Source organism: Saliniferula longa (assembly GCF_050789285.1).
Lineage (GTDB): Bacteria > Pseudomonadota > Alphaproteobacteria > Rhodobacterales > Rhodobacteraceae > CAVPWP01.
Window position 1 is genome coordinate 809573 of record NZ_JBOUVX010000002.1, and the last position, 23142, is coordinate 832714.

The 23142-nt window shown below is 66.7% G+C and carries 20 protein-coding genes; 11 read left to right on the forward strand and 9 right to left on the reverse strand.

Annotated features, from left to right (window positions below; genetic code table 11):
* Positions 1-164: 164 nt before the first annotated feature.
* Positions 165-3347, reverse strand: a complete 3183-nt coding sequence (locus tag ACRDNQ_RS10490; protein ID WP_431828593.1) for a calcium-binding protein — start codon at positions 3345-3347, stop codon at positions 165-167.
* A gap of 448 nt (positions 3348-3795) precedes the next feature.
* On the opposite strand from ACRDNQ_RS10490, the gene ACRDNQ_RS10495 reads away from it, so the two are divergent.
* The gene (locus ACRDNQ_RS10495; RefSeq protein ID WP_431828594.1) at positions 3796-4056 is read left to right on the forward strand and encodes a hypothetical protein; all 261 of its coding nucleotides are present in this window, start codon (positions 3796-3798) and stop codon (positions 4054-4056) included.
* A 108-nt stretch (positions 4057-4164) separates the two neighbouring features.
* Here ACRDNQ_RS10495 and ACRDNQ_RS10500 read toward each other — a convergent pair whose 3' ends face one another.
* Positions 4165-4518 carry a hypothetical protein gene (locus ACRDNQ_RS10500; protein WP_431828595.1) on the reverse strand — a complete coding sequence of 118 codons (354 nt, stop codon included), beginning with the start codon at positions 4516-4518 and terminating at the stop codon, positions 4165-4167.
* A 324-nt stretch (positions 4519-4842) separates the two neighbouring features.
* On the opposite strand from ACRDNQ_RS10500, the gene ACRDNQ_RS10505 reads away from it, so the two are divergent.
* Positions 4843-6948, forward strand: coding sequence for a YjbH domain-containing protein (locus ACRDNQ_RS10505; RefSeq protein WP_431828596.1), 2106 nt, complete (start codon positions 4843-4845; stop codon positions 6946-6948).
* A 104-nt stretch (positions 6949-7052) separates the two neighbouring features.
* Entirely contained in the window at positions 7053-7622 is a 570-nt protein-coding gene (locus ACRDNQ_RS10510) for a YjbF family lipoprotein (protein WP_431828597.1), read from the forward strand.
* Between the two features lie 33 nt (positions 7623-7655).
* Here the strand turns inward: ACRDNQ_RS10510 and ACRDNQ_RS10515 are convergent, their stop codons facing one another.
* On the reverse strand, positions 7656-7871 hold the full coding sequence (locus tag ACRDNQ_RS10515; protein ID WP_431828598.1) for a hypothetical protein: 216 nt from the start codon (positions 7869-7871) through the stop codon (positions 7656-7658).
* A 145-nt stretch (positions 7872-8016) separates the two neighbouring features.
* Here ACRDNQ_RS10515 and ACRDNQ_RS10520 point away from each other — a divergent pair, with 145 nt between their 5' ends.
* Positions 8017-8784, forward strand: coding sequence for a sugar transferase (locus ACRDNQ_RS10520; RefSeq protein ID WP_431828599.1), 768 nt, complete (start codon positions 8017-8019; stop codon positions 8782-8784).
* Here ACRDNQ_RS10520 and ACRDNQ_RS10525 read toward each other — a convergent pair.
* Entirely contained in the window at positions 8754-10058 is a 1305-nt protein-coding gene (locus tag ACRDNQ_RS10525) for an HlyD family type I secretion periplasmic adaptor subunit (RefSeq protein WP_431828600.1), read from the reverse strand. The two genes, ACRDNQ_RS10520 and ACRDNQ_RS10525, sit on opposite strands and share 31 nt — an antisense overlap.
* On the reverse strand, positions 10055-11794 hold the full coding sequence (locus tag ACRDNQ_RS10530) for a type I secretion system permease/ATPase (RefSeq protein ID WP_431828601.1): 1740 nt from the start codon (positions 11792-11794) through the stop codon (positions 10055-10057). Before ACRDNQ_RS10530 ends, ACRDNQ_RS10525 begins: the two co-directional genes overlap by 4 nt.
* 244 nt (positions 11795-12038) lie before the next feature.
* Here ACRDNQ_RS10530 and ACRDNQ_RS10535 point away from each other — a divergent pair, with 244 nt between their 5' ends.
* Entirely contained in the window at positions 12039-13073 is a 1035-nt protein-coding gene (locus ACRDNQ_RS10535; protein WP_431828602.1) for a hypothetical protein, read from the forward strand.
* 33 nt (positions 13074-13106) lie between these two features.
* Here the strand turns inward: ACRDNQ_RS10535 and ACRDNQ_RS10540 are convergent, their stop codons facing one another.
* The 3 genes from ACRDNQ_RS10540 to ACRDNQ_RS10550 all read right to left on the reverse strand — a co-directional run bounded on the left by ACRDNQ_RS10540 (position 13107) and on the right by ACRDNQ_RS10550 (position 17498).
* Entirely contained in the window at positions 13107-15596 is a 2490-nt protein-coding gene (locus ACRDNQ_RS10540) for a glycosyltransferase (RefSeq protein ID WP_431828603.1), read from the reverse strand.
* 84 nt (positions 15597-15680) lie between these two features.
* On the reverse strand, positions 15681-16664 hold the full coding sequence (locus tag ACRDNQ_RS10545; protein ID WP_431828604.1) for a glycosyltransferase family 2 protein: 984 nt from the start codon (positions 16662-16664) through the stop codon (positions 15681-15683).
* A gap of 15 nt (positions 16665-16679) precedes the next feature.
* Positions 16680-17498 (reverse strand): ABC transporter permease, encoded by an 819-nt coding sequence (locus ACRDNQ_RS10550; protein WP_431828605.1) that lies wholly within the window; start codon positions 17496-17498, stop codon positions 16680-16682.
* Between the two features lie 104 nt (positions 17499-17602).
* On the opposite strand from ACRDNQ_RS10550, the gene ACRDNQ_RS10555 reads away from it, so the two are divergent.
* The 6 genes from ACRDNQ_RS10555 to yddG are packed head-to-tail and all read left to right on the forward strand — an operon-like array spanning position 17603 to position 21811.
* Positions 17603-18760, forward strand: coding sequence for a sugar transporter (locus ACRDNQ_RS10555; protein ID WP_431828606.1), 1158 nt, complete (start codon positions 17603-17605; stop codon positions 18758-18760).
* An 18-nt stretch (positions 18761-18778) separates the two neighbouring features.
* On the forward strand, positions 18779-19447 hold the full coding sequence (locus tag ACRDNQ_RS10560) for an ABC transporter ATP-binding protein (RefSeq protein WP_431828607.1): 669 nt from the start codon (positions 18779-18781) through the stop codon (positions 19445-19447).
* A gap of 54 nt (positions 19448-19501) precedes the next feature.
* Positions 19502-20140 carry a MotA/TolQ/ExbB proton channel family protein gene (locus ACRDNQ_RS10565; RefSeq protein WP_431828608.1) on the forward strand — a complete coding sequence of 213 codons (639 nt, stop codon included), beginning with the start codon at positions 19502-19504 and terminating at the stop codon, positions 20138-20140.
* Positions 20140-20514 carry an ExbD/TolR family protein gene (locus tag ACRDNQ_RS10570; RefSeq protein WP_431828609.1) on the forward strand — a complete coding sequence of 125 codons (375 nt, stop codon included), beginning with the start codon at positions 20140-20142 and terminating at the stop codon, positions 20512-20514. The genes ACRDNQ_RS10565 and ACRDNQ_RS10570 overlap by 1 nt, the downstream gene beginning before the upstream one ends.
* 5 nt (positions 20515-20519) lie before the next feature.
* Complete coding sequence (locus tag ACRDNQ_RS10575; protein ID WP_431828610.1) at positions 20520-20924, forward strand: ExbD/TolR family protein; 405 nt, start codon at positions 20520-20522, stop codon at positions 20922-20924.
* The gene (gene yddG, locus ACRDNQ_RS10580) at positions 20921-21811 is read left to right on the forward strand and encodes an aromatic amino acid exporter YddG (RefSeq protein WP_431828611.1); all 891 of its coding nucleotides are present in this window, start codon (positions 20921-20923) and stop codon (positions 21809-21811) included. Before ACRDNQ_RS10575 ends, yddG begins: the two co-directional genes overlap by 4 nt.
* Here the strand turns inward: yddG and deoA are convergent.
* The gene (deoA, locus tag ACRDNQ_RS10585) at positions 21789-23099 is read right to left on the reverse strand and encodes a thymidine phosphorylase (RefSeq protein WP_431828612.1); all 1311 of its coding nucleotides are present in this window, start codon (positions 23097-23099) and stop codon (positions 21789-21791) included. The genes yddG and deoA overlap by 23 nt on opposite strands.
* Between the last annotated feature and the right edge of the window lie 43 nt (positions 23100-23142).

A 23142-nucleotide genomic window follows, 5' to 3' on the forward strand; every position in this document is an offset into this window, starting at 1 on the left:
GTTCTCGGGGCCTTTGCCACGATTGGGCACTGGCCCCCGGGGGGATTGCCCTGGTTTCGCTTCCAGCCAATGGTCCCCGGCAACAGAAAAACCGCCGGGCCCTGGGCCCGGCGGTTCGGTTTCTGCGGGTGTCTGACTTGTCGGCCAATCCCGGTGGAAGCGGGCTAGGCGAACTGGAAATCTCCGGCGCCCAGATCGACCGCATCGATATTGGCAAGCCAAAGCACATCGAGACCCGGCGTGACGAGCGTGATCCGGGTGTCGGTCCCCGCCTGTTCGATCGTGAGATCGCCCAGCGAAGCGACGCCCGAATGAAGTGTGAAGTCGAGTGTGTCCTCGCCAATCGTGAAGTCCTTCACGACGTCGTTGGCCCAGTCATCGTCGAAGACGAAGACATCGGCGCCGCCGCCGCCCAGAAGGAAGTCGTCGCCGTCACCGCCGGAAAGCGTGTCGTTGCCGGTATCGCCGATCAGCGCGTCGTTGCCCGCGCCGCCGAAGACGGAATCGTTCCCGTCGCCGGCATAGAACGTGTCGCCGGAACTGCCGCCGCTCAGCGTGTCGTCGCCCGCGCGCCCGTCCATGATCAGGCTTGCGGCGCTGCCGGTCGCGTCGATCGCGTCGTTCCCGGTGAAGCCGTTCACCCGCTCGACCCCGACCCATGTGCCGATCGACAGCGACACGCCGGCCGCGTTGTTGATCTGCGCCTTGTCGAAACCGGTGCCGCCGTCCTGCACCACGTCGCCCGACTGGCCGATGAAGAAGGTATCATCGCCGGCACCGCCGTCGAAGGTATCGTCGCCGGTGCCGCCCAGCATCTGGTCCGCACCGTCACCGCCCGACAGGAAATCGTTCCCGGCGCCGCCCAGAAGCGTGTCGTTCAGCGCGCCGCCGATCAGCGAGTCGTCGCCATTCTCGCCCGACAGGACCCAAGCCGTGGATGCCCCCGAGGCGTCAAGGGTATCGTTCCCCTCGTAGCCGTTGAGGCGTTCGATCCCGCTCCAGCCGGAAACATCGATGGCCACGCCCGTGGTCAGGGTCACGAAGGCCTCATCGAAGCCGACCGTGCCTGTGTCCTGCAGGGTATCCAGGGCGTCGGCAAGGAAGTAGCGGTCAGAGTTGTCACCACCATCGAGCGTGTCGGCGCCAGTGTCGCCGTAAAGCGTATCGAGGCCGCCGCTTCCCAGGATCAGGTCGTCGTCGCTGCCGCCGAAGATCAGGTCGTTGTCTGCGTCGCCGAGAAGGGTGTCGTTGCCCTGCAGGCCATAGAGCGTGTCGTTGCCGGCAAGACCCGAGATGCTGTCCATCCCGGCCGTGCCGACAAGCAGATCATCCCCCGGCGTCCCGTCGATCACGTTCACGGGCGGGGTGTCGGCCGGCATCGGGTTCGAAACGAAGAAGCTGTCGAGCAGGCTCAGGCCTTCTCCTGCCTCGATCGTGCCGTCGCCGTCGGTGTCAAGCTCGGCCGCCTTGCCCTCAAGGGTGGCCACAAGCGCGCCGTCGACGGACACGGTCACGTCGTCGTCGATCACCGCCTGCGTGATGAGGGCCGCAGATGCCGGGTCTTCCGCGTCGAACCCGCGAAGGGCGTCGAAGCCGATGAGCCCCAGCTTGTCGAGTCCGACCTCGAAGTCGGTAATCACGCTCGCCGTGACCACGTTCGTCAGCGAGGTGCCGTAGGACAGCACGAAAAGGTCAGCCCCACCGAGGCCAGTGAAGGTGTTGTTGCCGATGCCGACAAGGTAGTCCGAGCCTGCCGTTCCGGTGATCGCGGCACCCGCCGCATGGAACGGGATCTCTTCGTAGTCCATCACCAGTTCGGCGCTGTAGATCGTGGCCGGCTTGATATCGCCCTTGAGGTAGACGGCCACGTCGAAGTTGTTGGTCAGGTTCAGCCCGTTGACCGACACGTCGCCGGCGTTGTTCTGCCATCCGGCGCTGATCGACAGGGGCGAGATCTCGGTCGCCCAGTCAAGCATGTTCAGAACCGTCTGCGTCTCCAGCCCCACTTCGTACTTCACCTCGTCCTGCTGCGGCGGGGGCGGCAGGCTGGGATCGACGGGGATGACCACGCTGGGCAGATCCTGCCCATACTTGTCGGGCTGCAGGCGCCAGCGCGGGCCGGTGTCATAGTCCGTACCGTCCTCGTTCAGGTCGGGCTCGAACGGCTCGCGGTCCATCGTCGTGAACCAGGCGTTCGTATAGCCCGCAAGCGTCGAGGCATCGACAAGCCCAAGCGCGGCGGCGTCTGAAGCGGCGGCCTGATCGGCCAGCCAGTCGTCGCGCAGGATCGTGCCGGCCTCGTAAAGCGTTCCGTCACCGGCATAATAGTCGGCCGTCGACACCCAGACCTCGCGCGGGCCGTTCCCGTCCTCGTTGTAGTCGGGAACGATCGCATAGGTCGGCAGCGTCCCGATCGCGGATTCGTTCTCGAAGTCCTCGGGCCGCACCTGGTCGTTGGGGTTGTTCGTGATCGTGTGATGCACGACGAGTTCGGCCGACGTGATCTGGAAGAGCTTGGTCAGGTTGTCGGGGTTGACCTCGGTCCATTCGTCCGGCAGTGGCAGTTCCGCTTCGAGACGGATGTCGTTCGGCCGCTTGATCGTATTGCCCCAGCGATACAGCAGCTTGCCGTCATCCTTCATCGTCACCGAGTAGTCGGTGCTGTAGGCGATGTCGTAGGCGATGGTGCTTTCGTTGGGGTTCAGCAGGTCACGGATGTCGAGGATGCCGTCACCGTTCTTGTCGACGACGCCATAGGTTTCGGGATCGGCCAGAAGGTCTGCGACATACAACCCGTTCCAGTCGGGGTTCTGGCTGAGAAGGATGAGGTTGTCGTCCAGCGCATAGTCCGCGTCCGGGTCGCCGGGATACTTGGCGTCCGACAGGACATTCTGCATGACGGTGTAATGCTCGGTCGAGGCCTTGACGGTGTTGCCGCCGATGCCGGCCAGCCACGTGCCAAGAACGGCGGGCGTCTTGAAGGTATCTGTCGGCGAATCCGACAGGACAAGGCCCACCTGTTCGCCGCCGATGATCAGATCGCCGGCCCAGCCTTCGGCATAGTCCCCGTCGAGTTCCTTTGGGGTGGCTGCGTTGAAATCATCGACATAGAAACCGAATTCGCTGTCGATCGGATAAAGGGTGACACCGTCCTTCGTCGTCTTGGTGCCGTTCGCCCCGGTCGTGTCGAAGACCGACGTCGGGTCCGCGATCTGTCCGACCGTGTCGCCATTGAAGGTGACGGTTATGTCTGCCGTGTTGAAAATGTGCTTCGACGTGAACAGGGGGTCCGTGTTCAGCGGCTCGTCCCAGTCCATCGCGTTCTCTGGATTGATCGGTGTAGCCATTGCTACCCTCCTTCTCATGCAAGCGGCGCCGACTGCGAGAGGAGTCAGGGCAAGGAAAACCCGTTGCCGAACGGCGATGCCGTCGGTCGCGCTCTCCCTCCCTTTTCTGCAGTTCCGGCTGTCGCAAGGGCGTCGTCTGCCGCCTCTTGCTTGCCGTACTCCTCTCGAACCCTCGCCTGTTCCACCATGTGCCGGGGCGGATACGTCTCTTGTTGATCCCCCGCCCGCAAAGCTCGACCGGTGGGTGTCCACGCCCAACAGATGCAATAATGCGTATTATTGATTTTCAAAAATTGACGTATGTCAACGCCTTGCGTTTTTTGCAGTCTCTGCGAACTGGCCGCCCCCGTCTGGAAACGACGTAGACCTATGATGCGGAAATTGATATGTATAAGTTTCCGTGGGGAAGGGGGTGTCCCATGGGCACTTCGAACGGAAAGGACCCCTGATGAAGACAACCCTGTCGATTGCCGCCGCGATGATCTGTGTCGCAAGCCCTGTGCTTGCCGCCCACGCCAATCCCTGGGCATCCGAAGGTGACACGGTCGACAGCCAGTTTCACGAAAGCAATCAGGCGCGCAGCGTCGATACCCCGGGCGAGGACGAGATGCGTGGCACCATGATCCGGGCCGCGCGCGGAAAACTTGACGGCTCGGTGGGTGCGCGCGGCGCGAAGGCCGTCTCATCGGCCGGGACTGGTGGCCACTGAGCCCCCGTCGAAAATGCAGGCGCCGCCAGCATGGCTGGCGGCGCATCCAGTTCTTCGAACCCGAAATCCCATCCGACCCGAAACCGAAGCGGTCCGGAACGTAGCACGTCAGCCGCCCGATTGATTGCGGTTCTGATTTTCGTTGGAGTTCTGATTTTCGTTGGTGTTCTGGTTTTCGCTGGTCGTCTGCGACTGGTACTGGTTCCGGTTCTGACCTGTGCCGTCGTCGTCAGAGCCGTCATCGTCCGACCCATTCGTGTCGTCGCCGGGAACGGTCGAGGACCCGCCGTCACCGCCCGATACCGGCACCACCGTACCGTCCGCCGCCGGCACGTAGACCACGTTGCCGTACTTGTCGTAGATCGGCTCGACCTGCACGACCGCCGGTTCTTCCTGCTGCGCGCAGGCCGCCAACAGGACCAGCGTGGAAACGCCCGCCAGCAGTGTCGCTTTGGGTTTCATCTTTATCCCTCCGTTCCTCGTTTCTCGGCCGCGCCTCGGGACCCGGCAGATCAAGAATAATGTATAGATAAGTATATGTGAATGCTTGTCTGTTTCCGCAGTGTGCGGCCGCGGGTCCGGCGCCCTGACATGTCCGATGGGACCTGCCGCAGTTGCGCGCGGGACCCGGGGGCGCCGGGGTGCAGGGGCAATCGGGCGTCGGCGCGATTACCACTGTTTCATCGTGCCAGATTTGCTGTTAGACTCAAAAGCATAACAAGGCCGAAGGTCCCACCAAGGGCGATCCGGCAAAAGGGCAGAGGCAGCGGGTCGGAACATCGGGCGATGGCATCGAAGGGACTTGTCGTAGCCACCGTGGTCGGAGGCATGGCGATCGCCGCCCAGGGCGATGCCCAGGCGGCTGACCTGGCGTTTTCGACCTCGCTTTACGGCACTCCGGGCCTGATCGACATGCCCTCGGCGGCGCAGTTCGCGGATGGCGAGCTTGCGATCACCTTCTCGGGCTTTCCCGACACGAACCGCAATTCCCTGACCTTTCAAGTCGCGCCGTGGCTCATGGCGAGCTTTCGCTATTCGCGCATCGGCGGCTTCTTCCAGCCCGGGGACGAACCGCTTTACGACCGCAGCTTCGACGTCAGCCTGCAGATCCTGACGGAAAACGCGAACCGCCCGGCGATCGCGGTGGGCTTCCAGGATCTTCTGGGAACGGGCATCTACGCCGCCGAATACATCGTCGCGACCAAGACCTTCGGCGATGTGCAGGTGACGGGCGGCCTTGGCTGGGGGCGCTTTGGAACCCGCAATAGCCTTGGATCGCCCTTCGGCGAGCGCCCGCCGATCGACGTGGGTCTTGGCGGCGAGGTCAACTACGACCAATGGTTCAAGGGACCCGTGGCCCCGTTCGGTGGCGTGGCCTGGCGCGCGACCGACCGCCTGACGCTGAAGGCCGAGTATTCGTCGGACACCTACGTCACCGAAACCGACATCGGCACGATGGACCAGTCCTCCCCGGTGAACCTTGGCTTCGACTATCGCCTGGGCAAGTCGTCTGTGGTTTCGGGATACTACCTTTATGGCTCGGAAGTCGGGGTGCAGTTCACCTATGCGCTGAACCCCAAGACCCCGGCCTACCCCAGTGGACGCGAGCCCGGCCCCCTGCCGGTTCGCCCCCGGCCGACGCCCGCCGAGAATCCCGAAAGCTGGGCCACAGCCTGGGTGAACGACGGCGAAACGGTGCCCGCCCTGCAGAAGGTCGTGGCCGAACAGCTGGCGAAGGACGGCATCGCCCTCGAGGTCATGACCCTGACGGGGCGCGAGGCGCGTCTGGTGATCCGGAACGAACGCTTCGGCGCCGAGCCGCAGGCCTATGGGCGGACGGCGCGGCTTTTGACGCGCGCCCTGCCTGCCTCGGTCGAAACCTTCACGATCGTGTCGCTGGTCGAAAGCGGCCTGCCGACGGCGGCCGTCACGATCCGGCGCAGCGACCTCGAGGCGCTGGAACAGGCGGACCCGCTTGCCATCCTGCCGCGCGTGGCCTTCGATGACGCGCTGCGGCTTGCCCCGGCCGATGCCCTGGACGGCGGCACGATGGACTTCACCTGGTCGCTCACGCCCTATCTGTCGATCAGCCTTTTCGACCCCGACGAACCCGTGCGCGCCGACTTCGGGCTGCTCCTTGCGGGGCAGGCGGAACTTGCGCGCGGAGTCGTCTTCGGGGGCGCGATCAGCAAGCGGCTGGTCGGCAACCTTGATGAGGTCCCCGAGTCTTCCGACACGCTCTTGCCGCCGGTGCGGTCGAACGTGGCGCTTTACGCGGCCGAGGGCGACCCGGGGATCGAGGATCTGACCGCCGCCTGGTACGCCCGCCCCGCGCCTGACGTCTTTTCGCGCGTGACCGTCGGCTACCTTGAACAGATGTTCGGTGGCGTCAGTGGCGAGGTCTTGTGGAAACCCATCGACTCGCGTCTTGGCTTCGGGGCCGAGCTTTCCTTTGTTCGTCAGCGTGATTTCGACATGATGTTCGGCTTTCAGGACTACGACGTGCTGACCGGCTTCGTCTCGACGTATTACGAGTTCGACGGCGGCTACCACGCCCGCCTCGACCTTGGACGCTATCTTGCCGGCGATGTGGGCGCGACGCTGGCCCTGACCCGCGAGTTCAACAACGGATGGGAAATCGGCGCCTATGTCACGCGCACCGATGCGACCTACGAGGAATTCGGCGAAGGGTCGTTCGACAAGGGCATCACGCTGACCATTCCGTTCAGCTGGTTCTCGGGCCTGCCGTCGCAAAGCCGCTCGCAGACGGTGCTGCGCTCGCTCAGCCGCGACGGCGGGGCGAAGCTTCAGGTGGGGGGGCGGCTCTACGGTCTTGTGCGCGACACCGACCAGACGCAACTCGAAGACCGGTGGGGGCGGTTCTGGCGATGAGATCGACGCCGAAGGGATCCTTTGCGCTGGGCGCGGCTCTTGCGGGCATCGTTGCACTGGGCGGGTGCGGCAACTCGACCACGGGGCAGGAGTTCCGGTCCGCCATGCAGTCCGCCGCCGAGGTCGTGACACCCGGCAAAGCGCCGTCTCCGGCGGAAATCGGCCGCGCCTCCTACCAGGCTGTGCCCGGGCCCCTGATCTTGATCACGCTACCCACCAGCGGAGCCGCCGCGCCGATGGTGCCCTTCGGCGACAACCGGGGGGTTCGCACCTGGTCCACCGCGGAAAGGCAGACGCTTACCCTGCGTGGGGACATCATGACGTCAACCCGTGGGCTGGGGGACGACCTGATGCAGGCGCGTGTCGAGTCCGTGTCGCGTGCGCTCGCGGCCGGATCGGGCAGCGGTGTCGCGCGGACCACATGGCATCTGGACGGCAATGACCGGTTCATCGTGCGCCGGTTTTCCTGCGACCTGCGCACCGCGGGTCGGGAAACGATCACCCTCGTCTCGGGCGAACGCATCGACGCCACACGCGTGACCGAAACCTGCGCCTACGAGGGCGAGAGCTTCGTGAACACCTACTGGAAACAAACGAACGGGACCGTCAGGCGGTCCCGTCAATGGATTTCGCCGATCGTCGGCTATGCCGAGATCGAGATCCTGCGCCTGTAACCCGACCCAATCCGGTCGGGTGCGAAGGCCTGATCAGGTGTCGTCGCTCGAGCTGACGACGGCGGCGATCAGGGCAAGGCCCACAAGCCCGCCCACGATGAGGCCGGGGGACACGCCACCAGGGGCTTCTTCGACGACGATCAGTTCGTCTTCGATCGCGGGCGCACCCAGACCGCCGGCGAACGCGGGGGCCGTGGCCGATGCCATCATCGCAGTGATCACGGCTGCACCGATGAAGGTCTTCTTCATGTATTCAAACTCCTTGCGGTCCCGGCACGGCCGGTCGGGTGGAATCCCAGCATCGCGGACTGTACCGCCGAATCGCAAAAAATCAAATGCGGCGCGTCCTTATTGATGTTAGCTGTTGTCGGGAACACACGTCCATTACCGCCCGATGACCGTCAAACGCATTTCCGATCTCATTCTGGCTGTGATGCTTGTGCTTCCGGCCGTTGCCATTCTGGGCATCCTGTCGGTCGTGCTGGTGGTGGTGCAGGGCCGTCCGGTGCTTTTCCTTGCCGACCGGATGCGCGCCCCGGGCCAGAGCTTCCGACTGGTGAAGTTGCGGACGATGGAGGCATGTTCGCAGGGCAGGCAGCGTGTCCTTGGCGGCGACATGCACGACCGGGTGACCCCCCTTGGCCGGTGGCTTCGGCGCACCCGGCTTGATGAGTTGCCGCAGCTCTGGAACGTGCTGCGCGGCGACATGAGCTTCGTCGGCCCGCGTCCCCCGCTGGATGTTCTGGTTGCGGCGGCCCCGGACGCTTATGCCGAGATCCTTCGCGACCGTCCCGGCATTTCCGGACTCGCCACCGTCATCGTCTGTGGCCGGGAAGAGCGGCTCCTCGCGCGCTGCCGCAGCGCGGCCGAGACCCAAGAGACCTACCTGCGCAGGTGCCTGCCGCAGAAGCTTCGGATCGACCGGCTCTATACCCGCAATGCCAGCCTCGCGCTTGATGTCTACGTGCTTTACCTGACCGCAGCGCGCATCGTGCGGTTGCCGGGGCGGCGCGCGGCGCGCCTCTGGCGCGATGCCCGGCGCGATCCTTCGGCGGCCCCGGGGCGCCATGCCCCGCAACCGGACCGCGCCCAGGCAGATTCGGCCCCCGCCCTCGTCGCGGTCGCCGCGCCTCAGCTTTCGCGGAACGCCCGGTTGAAATAGTCGGTCAACGGCTTCGTCAGATACGAAATCGGCGTGCGATCCTCGGTCCGGATAAAGGCTTCGACCGGCATCCCCGGCAACAGGACCTGACCGTCAAGCTTCGACAACTCGTCAGGGCCGGGCAGAAGCTGGATCTCGTAGAAGTTCGCCCCGGTCCGTTCGTCCACGAAGACGTCGGCCGAAATCGCGGCGACATGGCCCGTCATCTCGGGCGTGCGGCGTTGGTCGAAGGCGGTAAAGCGCAGCACGGCCTCCTGCCCCAGACGAACCTCGTCGACATGCACCGATGACACCCGAGCCTGGACCAGAAGCGGCTGATCCTGCGGGATGACATACATCATCGGCGCGCCGGCCTGGACCACGGATTGCACGGCAAAGACCTGCTGGTCATAGACGACGCCGGGCACCGGCGATCGCACCTCAAGACGGGACAGACGTTCCTCAAGGCCAAGCCGGCGTTCGGACAGCTCGATCTCACGGAACTGGATGTCGCGAAGGGTGACAATCGCCTCCTCGCGGCGTGTCGCGTCAAGCCGCAGTTTCTCGATCTCGATCGCGGCGATCTGGCCGCGCAATTGGGCAACCTCCGACGTCAGTTTCCCGATCTCGCCGGCAAGTCGCGCCGCCTCGCGCCGAAGCTCGATCACCCGGCCAACCGGGACAAGGCCGCGTTCGAAAAGCGATTCCTGGTCGGCAAGCTCTCCGACGATGAGCTCTTCCTGCGTGCCAAGGGCGGTCAGCTGGGCGGTCGTGCCCTCGATCTGGTTCTCGATCTGCAGGATCTGCTCGTCAAGCTGCTGCGCCTGCTGGCCAAGCGTCCCGATCCGAGCCGTGAACAGGTCCTCCTGTCCGCGGATCTGGGCGGCTGCCTCGGGATTGGTATCCGCGATTGCCAGCAGCGCGTCGGGAAAGTCGATGGTCGCCGCCCCCAAGGCCTCGGCTTCAAGGCGCGCCTTGCGGGCCTGAATCTCGATGAGTTGCGCGTCGAGCACTGCAAGCTCGGACCGCAGCAGCGTGTCGTCGAAGCGGATCAGCGTTTGTCCCGCCTCGACCTGATCGCCGTTGCGCGCAAGGATTTCGCCCACGACACCGCCTTCGGGATGCTGGATGACCTGGCGGTTCGATTCGACCACAACCATCCCGCTGGCGATGACCGCGCCGCTCAGCGTGGTGCGCACGCTCCACACGCCAAGGACGCCGATCAGGAGGACAAGCGCACCAACGCCCGTCAGCACAGGTCCCCGCACGGGCCAGTCCTTGGATGCCGCGCTCATGACGAGGTCTTCCGCGCGATGGCCTGCTGCACGTCGGCCGCGTTCTTCACCATCGACCGCAGCACCTCGTCGCGTGGCCCCTGCGCGGTGATGCGGCCGTCGTCAAGAACCAGAAGGTTGTCGCATTCCGAGATCGCCGTAGGGCGGTGCGTCATGATGATCACCGTCTTTCCTTCCGACTTCATGTGCCGGACGGCCGCGTTCAGCGCCTCGCTGCCCTCCATGTCCAGGGCCGAGTTCGGTTCGTCCAGAACCAGCAGGACCGGATCCTCGTAAAGCGCCCGGGCAAGCGCCACGCGCTGCTTCTGTCCGCCGCTCAGTTCCACCTGATTGCCCCGGACCGGCGTGTCGTATCCTTGCCGAAGGCCCAGGATCAACTGGTGCACTTTCGCCGCCTGCGCGGCCGCGACGATCCGTTCGCTGTCGGGCGTCAGCGACATGCGCGCGATGTTCTCGGCGATGGTGCCGTCGACCATCATCGGGTCCTGCGGCAGATAGCCGATATGGCGGCCCAGGGTATCGGGCGCGTACTGGTCCAGAAGCGCGCCGCCCAGCCGGACTTCCCCCGCCGCCGCCGTCTGAAGGCCCACGATCGCCCGGGCAAGCGTCGTCTTGCCCGACCCACTGCGGCCGATGACGCCCAGTGCTTGTCCCGGCTCGACCTCGAAGCTTATCGCCCTCAGGATCGGGTGCCGATCTTCGCCGGCGACCACGGTCAGGTTGCGCACCGAAAGCCGCGCCTCGGGGCGGGGCAGGGCGGTGCGGGCGGCCGGTTCCCGGATTGCCGACAGAAAGCCGCGAAGCGACTTGAGCCCGCTGCGCGCCCGCTCGACCTGCGGCCAGCGCCCGATCAGCTGCTCGATCGGTGCGAGTGCCCGGCCCATCAGGATCGATGCGGCGATCATTGCGCCCGCCGTCACCTGTCCCTCGAGCACGAGCCAGGCGCCGACCGCAAGAATGAAGGACTGCAGGAACAGGCGCAGGCCCTTCGACACCGATCCGAAGGTGCCCGTTCGGTCCGCTGCGCGCATCGCTTCGTCAAGGGCCTTGCGGCGCTTGTCCGTCCAGCGCTCGGCCACGGCCGGCAGCATGCCCTGGCTGCGGATCACCTCGCGCGCCAGTCGGGCGTTGTCGGAAAAGCGCTTGGCCTCTTCCGCCGCCACCTGTGCCGCCTCAAGCCGCTTCTTTGTCAGGACGCGGTTGAGGATCGTGATGACGATCAGAAGCACGCCGCCGCCCAGCGCAACCCAGCCGAGCATCGGATGGAAGATGAAGATCGCCGCGATGAAGAGCGGCGTGAAGGGGGTGTCGAGGATCGCGGTGAACGCGGGCGAGGCATAAAGGGCCTGCACCGCTTCGACATCGCCAAGCGCGGTCAGACGCTGCTTGGGGTCGGCCTTGCCCGGCGTCAGCGTCGCCTTGAAGACCCGCGCGTCCAGCGCCGACTGGAAGCGCGCCCCATAGCGGGCAAGGACGCGTCCCCGGGCATAGTCGAGCACGGACATGAGCGCGTAAAGCGCCGCGACAAGAACCGTCAGAGCCAGAAGCGTTTCTTCCGACCGCGACGACAGCACACGGTCATAGACCTGAAGCATGAAAAGCGGGCCCGTCAGCATCAGGATGTTGACGAAGATGCTGAAAACGAAGGCCACGACGATCAGTGCCAGACCCCGTCGGCGGACCTCGGTGATCTCGGGCGCTGGGACGCCGTCAGGCCGTGCACTGCCTTCGGTCACGGTGTTTCCGCTTTCTTCTGCAAGGGGCAGACTTGTCGTCACCCACCAGAATGGTCTCTGTAACGTTCTGAGTATTATGGTTCGGGGGTCCCATGCAACAGGCCCCGGTCTGCCGGTCCGGCGATGTCCCGCGCGGGTGTGCGCCACCCGTCCTGCCCCCGGGTCGCCGGGATGCCGCCGGAATTCGAGATGGACGCCACCCGTCGGCAAGGATTGAATGCGGCCGAGCAGGCATGACAAGGGAGTGCACCGTCGGTTGGAGATCTACCTGCACATCGGGATGAACAAGGTCGCCTCGACCGCGATTCAGGAGGCGCTGGCGGCAAACCGAAAGACGCTTCTGAAGCGGCATTCGCTGCTTGTTCCCGAAACCGGGATGGGGCGCGGCGGGCGCGGTGGCAAAAGCCACTTTGACCTGAGCGAGGCACTTGGCTTCACGAACGACCCCGCGTTTCTGACGCCGGACGACGGACGCATCGCCGCGCTGCGGAAGGCGTTCGATCGCGAAGTGGCGCGCCTGCATCCACGGTCCGTCATGATGAGTTCCGAGTTCTTCGTGCTGCGCCGCGACGTGGCCCGCGTCCGCGAGTTCTTCGATGGAATGGACGTCAGGATCGTGATCTGCCTACGCCGCCATGACGAGTGGCTGCGCTCGTTCTATGCGCAGGCCGTGCAGTCGGTTCCGGCGCCGAAGTGGGGCAGGACACTGGAAAGCTTCGTGGACTTCCAGCGGGCCCACAGGCCTCTGCAACTGTCCTATCTCGATCTGGTCAACGCCTGGTCCAGGAGCTTTGGCGAAGGCAATCTTCGCCTCGTGATCTATCGCGAGGGTGGTGGCCCCGAAGACGTGATCCGCGATTTCCTGTCGGCCGTGGGCGTCGCCGATCCCTCGGGTCTTGCCCTGGCCGACGTCCGGCAAAACCCGTCGCCATCTGCCAATATCCTGTCCATCGTCGACCTGGTGCAGCGGGCTTCTCTTCCAACCGAATCCCGCCGCGCGGCGGTGTCGCGGCTTGTCGCGCTTGCCTCGGACGGATCGCCGTCGTTGCGGCTTCACGCGGCGGCGCGCCATCGGCTGGTCGCGCCCTACCTTGCCGAATATCGCGAACTTTCCGATCGGTTCTTGGGTGGCAGGCCGGTCTTCGACCTTGACCTCGGTCCCGAAGCGCAGACCGATCCTGGGGCGATCGCCCTTCCGTCCCCGGTCCTGACACCCGAAATTCGGCGTGCGCTTGCGCGGCACTTGTCCCGCGAGGAGATCGAGACGCTTGTTCGATAGGCGGGCTGTCGTTGGGACAATCGGACAGATCCGTCACCATCCCATGATCCGGATGATCTCGGCGCCGATCCGCCCCGGGTCGGTGTCCAGACGCGGCAGAACCACCCCGTTGGGCGCCCTCGCCACCGCCTCGGCCTGGGCACCGAGGGGAAAGCAGATGACCGGAAGGCCCGTCGCCAGCATCTCGTGCGTGGTGAACGAAAACGTCTCGGGCCAGACCGACGGCATGAACCAGCAACCGATCCGATAGCGCTGCACAAGCCCGTCGATCTCGTCCAGCCGATAGGCACCGTGGCTGACATGACCCCGCGCAAGGCGATAGGCCGGGTCGAGGCTGCCGACATGGGCGAGTCCCGGCCTTCGTCTATCCCGCGACAGCCATCTGGAAAGCTCTTGCAGGACCTCGGCGCCCTTCGCGCGGTTCAGGTCGCCCAGGACGCCGATCACCCGTTCGCCGTTTTGGGGCGGCCGTGCCGCCGCCGGTGTCGCCCCCATGCGGTGCGGCGACACCTCGATCCGACCCGAAAGGAACGGATAGGCGGCGACCACATGCCCGGCACTGTCCTGCGAGAACGCCCGGATCCGGGCGGCGCCGCCAAGGAACGGTCCCCAAAGGCCGCGCCACTCGGCAAGCGACATCGGATCGCTCTGCCCCGGGATCCCGCTCCATTGGTGCTGGGGTGTCTCGCAGGCGGCGTCCGGCACCCCCTCGAAGACGCCCGAGGCGCCAAGCAGGGTGTAGTTCGGGCCAAGCGGATAGAAATCGTGGAAGAGGACTTCGGCGGACTGCCCCGGCCCCTTTGACAGCGCCGACATCAGCCCGACCAGGGCCCTCGGGTCGACAGCTCCGACACCGCAGGAATAGACGATCCGGCGCTGCCGCAGCGACGACAGGACGGAAATCGCCGTCGCGTCGTCATCGACCGCGGCGACAAGCGACGCCTCGGGGCGGTGAAGCTCGATCCGCCAGCGCAAGGCGCTGCCCACGCGCGCCACGACGGTCGAGGCACCGGCCCCCGTGCGGTCACGGATCACATTGTGAAGCCAGCTTTCAGCCCCGCCGCCCAGACTGTGTGCAAGGATGACGGGCACGGCGACATCCGTCTCGGCCCCGGCCTGGGCGAGGGCCAGCGCAAAGCGATGACCAAAGGCCGGATCGTCCTCGAGAAAGTGCGCGACCGAGGCGTCATGGACGGGATGCCGGCGCCTGATGACGGCGTTGCTGCGCGCCACGCGGGCGGCCTTCTCGGCGCTGCCGAAACTCGCCCCGCCGATGTGGTGGACGAACAGCGACGCCAGCCCGATGTGGCGCCCGCCCAGGGCGCTCGCCCTGCGGCACCAGTCCACCTCTTCGCCGTAGCCGCGGTCGAAGACCGTGTCGAACCGGGGCAATTGGTCCAGGAAGCGACGGTTCATGGCCATGCAGAAGCCGATGCCGACCGGAACCTCGATCATCGACCTGGCGGGATCGAAGCGCTTTGCCACATGGTCGATCAGGTCACCCACGCCGGCCGTAATCTCGCAGCGATAGCCGGCGCGCGGAACCGAAAGGATCTCGGCGTCGTTCGAGAATGGCGTGACGCTTGCCACGCCCGCGTCCGACCGGATCGGGGCCAGCAGCCGGTCAAGCCAGCCCGGCGGCGGCAGGGTGTCGGAATTGAGCAGCACGACATGGGCGCCCCGGTCCTCCGCCCGCGCCAGCCCGAGGTTGGCCGAGGCGACGAATCCCGCATTTTCGGCCGCTTCGATCAGGTCGAAACGCTCAGGCCGGCGATCGCGCCAGTCGCGCAGCATCGGCCGCATTTCGGGCTCGGGCGAGGCATCGTCGATGACGAGGATGTGGAGGTCGGTCCGGGACGGTTCGTCCACAAGGCGGGCCAGCAGCGCCTCGACCATTGCCGGTTTGCCATGAACGGGCAGGACGACCACAACGGGCACCCCGTCGTGCTGGTCGCGGGAAACCGCACCGTCACCGATCAGGCCTGGCTGGATCCGGCGCACATGGCCCCCTCCGAAGAGGCCCGTCATCGCACGCAGGGCGTTCCCGGATGCCTCGTCTCCGCCGATCAGATAGGCGCGCAGGGCCGGCAGGTTCCGCAGAAGAAGCGCGGCAAAGGAAAGGGCGACGCGCGCCTCTGCCCGAAGACGCGCCACGATTCCTGGTGCGCTGACCTGCGTGCGGCCTGCCCACCCCTGGCCCGTTGCTTCGATATCAAGCGGCGCGATCCCCGACTGAAGCCTGGCCACGAACCCGCGCCCTGGTCCGTCGGAAGTTTCGGGCACGTCCGACCGCAGCTCGGCTGGGGCCAGCACCAGGGTCGCGCCTCCGCTTGCCAGGGATATGCGCTGCCCGCGCGTCCAGCCCGTGACTGCGGTGCCGGTGGGCGAGAACACGATGCGCTCGACGTATCCAGCCACCCCGGGCGCGGGACCAGTCAGCGGGACGGGTCCGGTCCGGATTTCAAGGCGGTGCCTGCGGTACCGGCGATAGACGGCCGACGCGCGACGAAACAGCTCAAACACGGAGGTGCGCCATCCTTGGACCGGTTCCCGCTTTCGCGGCGACACTCGCAACTCGGCCGCGGCAAGGCAACCGCTCTCTACCCGTCAGACCCGCCCCGTGAGCACCGCGAACCACAGCGCAAGATTGTCCCGCCGTGTCTGACGATGCAACCCAAGGGCGCGCATGAGCTTCAGCCGTCGCGGCAGGCTCGCCGCGCGCGCGGCCCGGAACGTCTCGAGCAGGGCGCGGTTCTCGGGCGTCAGCAGGTCTGCCGTGGCGCTCAGCGCCGCGACGTTCTGGTCGTTCCAGTCGCGGAAGCGGCCCTGCATGACTCGGACAAGCCGCTGAAGCGCGGTCCGGGTCGTGCCGTTCGCGCCCACCGCATTGGCCCCGTGCTGACGGTAAAGCAGCCCTGGCTCGGTTTCGTAGATCACCGTCCCGCCCGCGCCCGAGACGACCTGATACGCCCACCAGTCATGCGACACGATGGCTTCGACGCGGGTGCTGGCCGCGGCCAGCATCCGCAGCGCGGACTTGTTCAGCACCATCGTGTTGCCGCCGCCGATGTTCTGCACCAGGGCGTTGCTGAAGGACGGCGGGCGCGCGAACAGCGGAGAGGGCCGCAGCGGCCGCAGCGCCTCGTCGCAGTGGATCGTCCGTCCACAGTACATCGCCGGCACCTCGGGACCGGCCCGCGACAGGGCCGCGACCGCGCGCGCCGTCTTGTCGGGAAGCCAGACGTCGTCCTGATCGCAGAACGACACGAAATCGGCGTCCGGATCGGCGGCGCGCAGAAGATGCAGGAAGTTCTGGGCGAACCCCATCCGGGGGCCATGAATCAGGCTGATCTCGCGACCTGGATGCTCTTCCGCGAAGCGCCGCAGAACCTCGGGACCGTCGTCGGTCGATCCGTCGTCGCTCACGATCAGCGACCAGTTGCCGTGGCTCTGGCCGGCCAGACTGTCGAGTTGCTCGCGCAGGCGTGTGCCGCCGTTGTAAAGCGCAAGCAGGATCACCACATGCGCGCGCCCGGCGGCGCCCTCGGCGACAGGATGCGGGTGCTCTGCTCTCAGACTGTCCGGCGCCATGTCCGTCCGTGCGGGCTAAAGCAGAAGTTCGCTGTGGCTGTTGCGCAGGGCCATGAGGCCGAAAGCCAGCGTGACGGCGGCGATGCCATAGACGAACACGGGGCTGACATAGGCGGCGTCGTAAGTGGCATAGAAGGCGTCTCGCATCGCTCCGGTGACATGATAGAGCGGATTGAACCAGAGGATACCCTGAAACTCGGGCGGGATGTCTTCGTAAAGGAAGAACACGCCCGACAGGATGAACAGAGGCCGCGTCAGGATCATCCAGAGCCGCTCCCACGCCGGGAAGGCCAGCATCAGATAGCAATTCAGCGTTCCGATCCCCAGGCCCAGCGCCGCGGCCATGGCCAGCGCGTTGAGCATGCCCGGAAGGTTGACGATCACCGGCGAGCCCAGCGTGCCGACGATCGCCGACATCACGATGGCGAAGACCATCACATGGGTCATCACGTTCAGAAGGAACCGCGCCAGAAGCGCGTCGACATAGGTGACCGCCGGATAGGCCATGAGCGGCTTCGAGAAGCTGAGCGAGGCCGAAACCTTGTTCGCCACGTCGTGAAACAGCATGTAGGGAAGGTACGCCGTCGCGTAGAACAGCGGAAAGCTTGTCCCAAGCGATGGTTGCGCGAAGGCAAGCGAAAAGGCGACCGACAGAAGCCCGATCGCGGCGACGGGTTCCAGCACCGCCCAGAGATAGCCCCCGGGCGAACGCCCGTAGGTCGTGACCATCTCGCGCAGCATCATCGCGACGATCGTCCTGACCGAGGCGAACCGGCGTCTGGGATGTCGCAGACCCCGCGCGCCGGGCACCTGGGGCGAGAACTCTGTTTTCACGCAGACCTCATCTGGCTAGGATCGTCCGCAACACCGGTCGCCGCGAAAGGCGCAGCAGTTTGACGCACGTCAGTAAAAGCCAATCCCACCCCGGCGCACAAGCCTTGCCGGACGCGTCGGTGCTGAGCGTGGTGCCCGCCCCCAGCGGAGCAGCCAAGGTCAAGCGCCGCCACCGATGGATCGCGGGAAGCTTCTTGCTGTTCGTGGTGCTGCCCTTCCTCGTGTCGGCTGTCTATCTTTATGCGGTCGCGCGCGACCAGTATGCCTCGACCGTCGGTTTCTCGGTCCGGACCGAGGATTTCGCCTCGGGTCTCGAGTTGCTGGGCGGTGTGGCCGAGATCTCGGGCGGGACAAGCTCGGACGCCGACATCCTTTACGAGTATATCCAGAGCCAGGAGCTTGTGCAGACGCTTGACCAGCGTCTCGACCTGCGCGGGCTTTACGGCAAGGCCACGGGCGATCCGGTCTTCGCGTTTCCCGAAGGCGGCTCGATCGAGGATCTGGTGAACCACTGGTCGCGCATGACGCACATCGCCTACGACAGTTCGACCGGCCTGATCGAGGTGCGCGCGCTGGCCTTCACGGCCGAAGACGCGCAAGCTATCGCATCGGCGGTGCTCGAGGAAAGCTCGACCCTCGTGAACGAGTTGTCGGCCATCGCCCGTCTGGACGCCACCCGCTTCGCGCAAGAGGAACTCGACCGCGCGGTGGAACGGCTCAAGGTCTCGCGTGAGCGGCTGACCGAGTTCCGGTCGCGCACGCAGATCGTGGACCCGACAGCCGATATCGCCGGCCAGATGGGGCTGCTCAATACCCTTCAGGTCCAACTGGCCGAGGCCTATATCCAGATCGACCTCCTGCGCGGCAGCACTGTGGAAAGTGACCCGCGGATCGCCCAGTCCGAGGCGCGCATCGCGGTCATCGAGGCACGCATTGCCGAGGAACGGCGCAAGTTCGGGGTCGGCGCGGCGGTCGGCGACGGGGGCGAGGATTACGCCACCCTGATCTCGGAATTCGAACGTCTGCTCGTCGACCGGGAATTCGGCGAGCAGGCCTATGTCGCGGCCCTTGCGGCCTACGACGCGGCCTTGGCCGAGGCGCGGCGGCAAAGCCGCTATCTTGCCCCCTACATCCGCCCGACACTGGCCGAAAGCTCGCAGTTTCCCGAGCGTCTGACCCTGCTTGCGCTGGTCGGGCTCTTTCTGTCCACAGGCTGGGCCATCGCCGTGCTCATCTACTACAGCCTGCGCGACCGGCGCTGAGGGAACGGGCAGGGCGCCATGATCCGGCTCGAGAACCTGTCGAAGGTCTACATGGTGAACGGCGTGCCGACGCTTGTCGCCGACAGCATCACCGCGACCTTTCCCACCGGCGCGTCGGTCGGGCTTCTGGGGCGCAACGGCGCGGGAAAGTCCAGCCTTCTCAAGATTATCTCGGGCGTCATGCGCCCGACCTCGGGCGAGGTGATCTCGGACGGGACGATCTCGTGGAACGTGGGCTTCTCGGGCAGCTTCCACCCCGACCTTACCGGCGCGCAGAACGTGCGCTTCGTGGCCCGGATCTATGGCGTCGATACCGACGATCTTCAGGACTTCGTCGCCGACTTCGCCGAGTTGGGCCACCATTTCCACCAGCCCTTCCGCACCTATTCCGCAGGCATGCGGTCGCGCCTTGCCTTCGGGCTGTCGATGGGCATCCGGTTCGACACCTACCTGATCGACGAGGTGACAAGCGTGGGCGATGCCGCCTTCCGCGTCCGCAGCGAGACCATGCTCATGGACCGGCTGGAAGACAGCTCGGCCATCGTCGTGTCGCACTCCAACGCGCTGCTTCGGCGGATCTGCGGGGCCGGCGCGGTGCTCGAGGCGGGCCGACTGACCTGGTTCGACGACATCGAGGAAGCGATCGAAAGGCACGAGCGCAACATGGCCGTCCGCGTTCTGGCATGACTGTGGCGCAGCCCCCCATTGCCGCCTCGGCCGGCTTGGTCTAGTCGGCCACACATGACGACATCGGCCCTCATCGACTTTCTTGATCGTGGCGGCGCGGCGCTTTGGGCGATCGCGCTGATCAGCGTGGCCGCGCTGGCGGTCACGCTCTGGAAGCTCTGGCGCTTTCGCGCCGATGGTGTCTGGACACAGGCCGCCGAGCCGGCGCTGGCCTCGTGGGCGGCGGGCGCGGGGGCGCAGGCGGAAACCGCGGCGCGCGCCCTGCGCGACCCGGTCGGCCGGGTCGTGTCGGCTGCCATGTCCGCCCGCCGCGATCCCGGCCTGAACGATGCCCAGGCCCGCGAAGAGACCGAGCGGGTGGCCCGCGCCCACCTGTCGCGTGCGCGGTCGGGGCTGCGCGTCCTTGACCTGACGGTGACGGTGGCCCCGCTTCTGGGGCTGCTCGGCACCGTGCTTGGCATGATCGACGCCTTCCAGGCGTTGCAGACCGCGGGTTCGACGGCCGATGCCGCGACCCTTGCCGGCGGGATCTGGGAGGCCCTGCTGACCACCGCCGCCGGCATGGCGGTGGCGATCCCGGCCTCGGTCGCGCTGACATGGTTCGAAAGCGTCATCGAACGGTTGCAGGGCCGGATGGAGGACGCCGCGACGCGGGTCTTCACCACCGGAGCGGATGGGCGAGGCCGCGCCTGATGTTCGCCTTCTCGGCCCCCCGGCCGCAGCGGCGGCCAAGCCTTACCCCGATGATCGACGTGGTCTTCCTGCTGCTGGTCTTCTTCATGCTGGCCGCGCGCTTCGGGGTCACCGGCGCAGTGCCCCTGTCGCAGCCGGGGGCCGAGGCGTATGCAGGGCCGCCGCGCCTTGTCACCGTCGGCGTCGCGACCCTGGCCCTGAATGGCGTGCCCCTCGATGAAGCGACGCTTCTGGCCGAGCTTTCCCGTCTGACCGCTGCGCTCGACGATGCCGTCGTCCTGCGCGCGGCCGAAGGGGTCGACCTTCAGCGCCTGGTCGACGTGATCGAAACGCTGCGCGCGGGCGGCTTCACCCGCCTCGTCGTGGCCGAGTGACGGCGGTGCGCTTTCCTGCCCCCCGGTCCCGCGCGCGTCAGGAAAGCGTTGTTCCGATGATCAACGTGGTCTTCCTGCTGCTGATCTTCTTCATGATCTCCTCGGAGCTTGCCCCCGCGCCGCCGTTCGATGTCACCCCGCCCGAGGCCGGTGCATTCGACGCCGGCGCGGACAGGGCGGACGATACGCTGTACGTCGATGCCTCGGGCCGGATCGCCTGGCGCGGGCTGCGGGACGAGGCGGCCCTTCAGGCGCTTGGCGTGCGGGGCGATGCGCCGCTCGAGATCCGGGCCGACGCGGCGCTGCCGGCGCGCGCGGCCGCGGCACTTCTCGCGCGTCTGGCGGCGGCGGGCATCGCCGATGTCCGCCTTGCCACGCGGCCCGCCGCGTCATCGGATGCCGCGCCATGACCCGCGGCGCGGCGACACTTGCCGGCTTCGGCGCGGTCCTGCTTTGGGCGTTGCTGGCCCTGCTGACAAGCCTCAGCGGCACGGTCCCGCCGTTTCAGCTTGCCGCCATGACCTTTGCGCTGGGCGGTCTGGTCGGGCTTCTGGCGATGGCCCGGCGGCCGGGCGCCTGGGCCGCGATGCGCCAGCCCTGGCCGGTCTGGGCGCTGGGGGTGGGGGGGCTTTTCGGCTATCACTTCCTTTACTTTTCGGCCCTGCGCGCCGCGCCGGCGGTCGAGGCCAGTCTGATCGCCTATCTCTGGCCGCTGCTCATCGTCATCTTCTCGGCCCTTCTGCCGGGCGAACGCCTCCGGTGGTTCCATGTCGCCGGCGCGGCGTTGGGCTTTGCCGGGGCCGCGCTGATCGTGACCGGCGGGCGCGGCCTGGCCCTGAACCCCGCCCATGCCACGGGCTATGGGTTCGCGCTGGCCGCGGCGCTGGTCTGGGCCGGCTACTCGGTCCTGTCGCGCCGCTTCGCAGCGGTGCCGACCGACATCGTCACCGGCTTCTGCCTTGCGACCTCGGCCCTCGCCCTTCTTTGCCACCTCTTGCTGGAAACGTGGGTGACGCCGTCGGGGGCGGTCGAATGGCTGGCGATCGTTGCGCTGGGCCTCGGCCCCGTGGGGCTGGCCTTTTTCCTGTGGGACCGGGGCGTCAAGCTTGGCGATATCCAGGTGCTTGGGGCGGCAAGCTATGCCTCGCCGCTTCTGTCGACGCTGGTCCTTGTCGCAACCGGCATCAGTCCGGCGACCTGGACCGTTGCGCTGGCCTGCCTGCTCATCACCGCAGGGGCGATCCTTGCGTCGAAGGACATGCTGCGCCGTCCGGTCAGGCGATCCGCTCGCGGATGACGGGCGCGGGCACGGGCCGGTCTTCCGACAGCGTGTAAGCCGCGCGCAGCAGCGCCGCCGCCCGGTCGGCCGAAGTCGCGTCAGCGGCGTGGACCATGCCCAGCGGCCGGTCCGGACCGGCCTCGGCCCCGATCGGCAGAAGTGCCGTGAACCCGACCCTGGGGTCTACCGCATCGCTTGCCTTCCGCCGGCCGCCGCCAAGCTCGACCACGGCCAGACCGACGTCACGCGTAGCGACCTTCGCGACGGTGCCCGCGCCATCGGACGCAACCGGCCGCACAACAGGGGCGGCAGGCAGGTGGTCGTGGAAGCGCTCGACGAAATCCGCCGGTCCGCCCAGTTCGGCGACCATGCGGCCGAAGACCTCGGCCGCCGCGCCCGAGGCGAGCGTCTGCCGCGCCTTTTCGGTTCCCTGGTCTGGTCCCGCGGCCAGCCCCGAAAGTGCCAGCATCTCGCCCGCCAGCGCCAGCGTGACGGTCTCGAGCCGCGCGTCCCGCGCCTCACCCGTCAGGAAGGCGACGGCGTTTGCGACCTCGACGGCATTGCCCGCCGCACTGGCCAGCGGCTCGTTCATGTCGGTGACAAGCGCCGCGCAGGGCAGGCCCGCGGCCTGCGCGACCCCGGTCAGGCTTTCGGCAAGCTCGCGGGCCCGCTCGGGCGCGTCCATGAAGGCGCCGTTGCCGCATTTGACATCGAGGACCAGCGACTGAAGCCCCGCCGCCAGCTTCTTCGACAGGATCGACGCGGTGATGAGCGGCACGGATTCCACCGTCGCCGTCACGTCGCGGATGCCGTAAAGCCGCTTGTCGGCCGGGGCCAGCGTCGCCGTCTGCCCGATGATCGCGCAGCCCGCCGCCCGGACCGTGCGCCGGAAAAGCGCCGTGTCGGGCTGCGAGGCGTAGCCCGGGATCGCGTCCATCTTGTCCAGCGTCCCGCCCGTATGGCCAAGCCCGCGCCCCGAGATCATCGGCACATAGGCCCCCGCGGCCGCGACGATCGGCGCCAGCATGAGCGAGACATTGTCTCCGACGCCGCCGGTGGAATGCTTGTCGGTTACCGGACCCGGCAGGTCCGACCAGTCGAGAACCTCGCCCGAATCCCGAAGCGCGCGCGTGAAAGCCGCCGCCTCGTCGCGGGTCATGCCCCGAAAGAACACGGCCATGGCGAAGGCGGCAATCTGCCCTTCGCTGGCGCTGTCGGTGGTGATGCCCCGGGCGACGAAGGCCAGTTCGTCCTGGTCCAGCGTCCCGCCGTCGCGCTTCTTGCGAATGATCTCGGCCATCAGCATGGGTCGTCCTCCTTCCCACTGGCCCGCCGGCCGGCCGCGTGCC

What these genes read in the sequence shown, in the direction of transcription:
- ACRDNQ_RS10570 (WP_431828609.1), top strand. Translation starts at nt 20,140, where the DNA reads ATGTTCGCCTTCTCGGCCCCCCGGCCGCAGCGGCGGCCAAGCCTTACC.
- yddG (WP_431828611.1), top strand. Translation starts at nt 20,921, where the DNA reads ATGACCCGCGGCGCGGCGACACTTGCCGGCTTCGGCGCGGTCCTGCTT.
- ACRDNQ_RS10495 (WP_431828594.1), top strand. Translation starts at nt 3,796, where the DNA reads ATGAAGACAACCCTGTCGATTGCCGCCGCGATGATCTGTGTCGCAAGC.
- ACRDNQ_RS10525 (WP_431828600.1), bottom strand. Translation starts at nt 10,058, where the DNA reads ATGAGCGCGGCATCCAAGGACTGGCCCGTGCGGGGACCTGTGCTGACG.
- ACRDNQ_RS10505 (WP_431828596.1), top strand. Translation starts at nt 4,843, where the DNA reads ATGGCATCGAAGGGACTTGTCGTAGCCACCGTGGTCGGAGGCATGGCG.
- ACRDNQ_RS10515 (WP_431828598.1), bottom strand. Translation starts at nt 7,871, where the DNA reads ATGAAGAAGACCTTCATCGGTGCAGCCGTGATCACTGCGATGATGGCA.
- ACRDNQ_RS10520 (WP_431828599.1), top strand. Translation starts at nt 8,017, where the DNA reads ATGACCGTCAAACGCATTTCCGATCTCATTCTGGCTGTGATGCTTGTG.
- deoA (WP_431828612.1), bottom strand. Translation starts at nt 23,099, where the DNA reads ATGCTGATGGCCGAGATCATTCGCAAGAAGCGCGACGGCGGGACGCTG.
- ACRDNQ_RS10565 (WP_431828608.1), top strand. Translation starts at nt 19,502, where the DNA reads ATGACGACATCGGCCCTCATCGACTTTCTTGATCGTGGCGGCGCGGCG.
- ACRDNQ_RS10500 (WP_431828595.1), bottom strand. Translation starts at nt 4,518, where the DNA reads ATGAAACCCAAAGCGACACTGCTGGCGGGCGTTTCCACGCTGGTCCTG.
- ACRDNQ_RS10560 (WP_431828607.1), top strand. Translation starts at nt 18,779, where the DNA reads ATGATCCGGCTCGAGAACCTGTCGAAGGTCTACATGGTGAACGGCGTG.
- ACRDNQ_RS10510 (WP_431828597.1), top strand. Translation starts at nt 7,053, where the DNA reads ATGCAGTCCGCCGCCGAGGTCGTGACACCCGGCAAAGCGCCGTCTCCG.
- ACRDNQ_RS10545 (WP_431828604.1), bottom strand. Translation starts at nt 16,664, where the DNA reads ATGGCGCCGGACAGTCTGAGAGCAGAGCACCCGCATCCTGTCGCCGAG.
- ACRDNQ_RS10490 (WP_431828593.1), bottom strand. Translation starts at nt 3,347, where the DNA reads ATGGCTACACCGATCAATCCAGAGAACGCGATGGACTGGGACGAGCCG.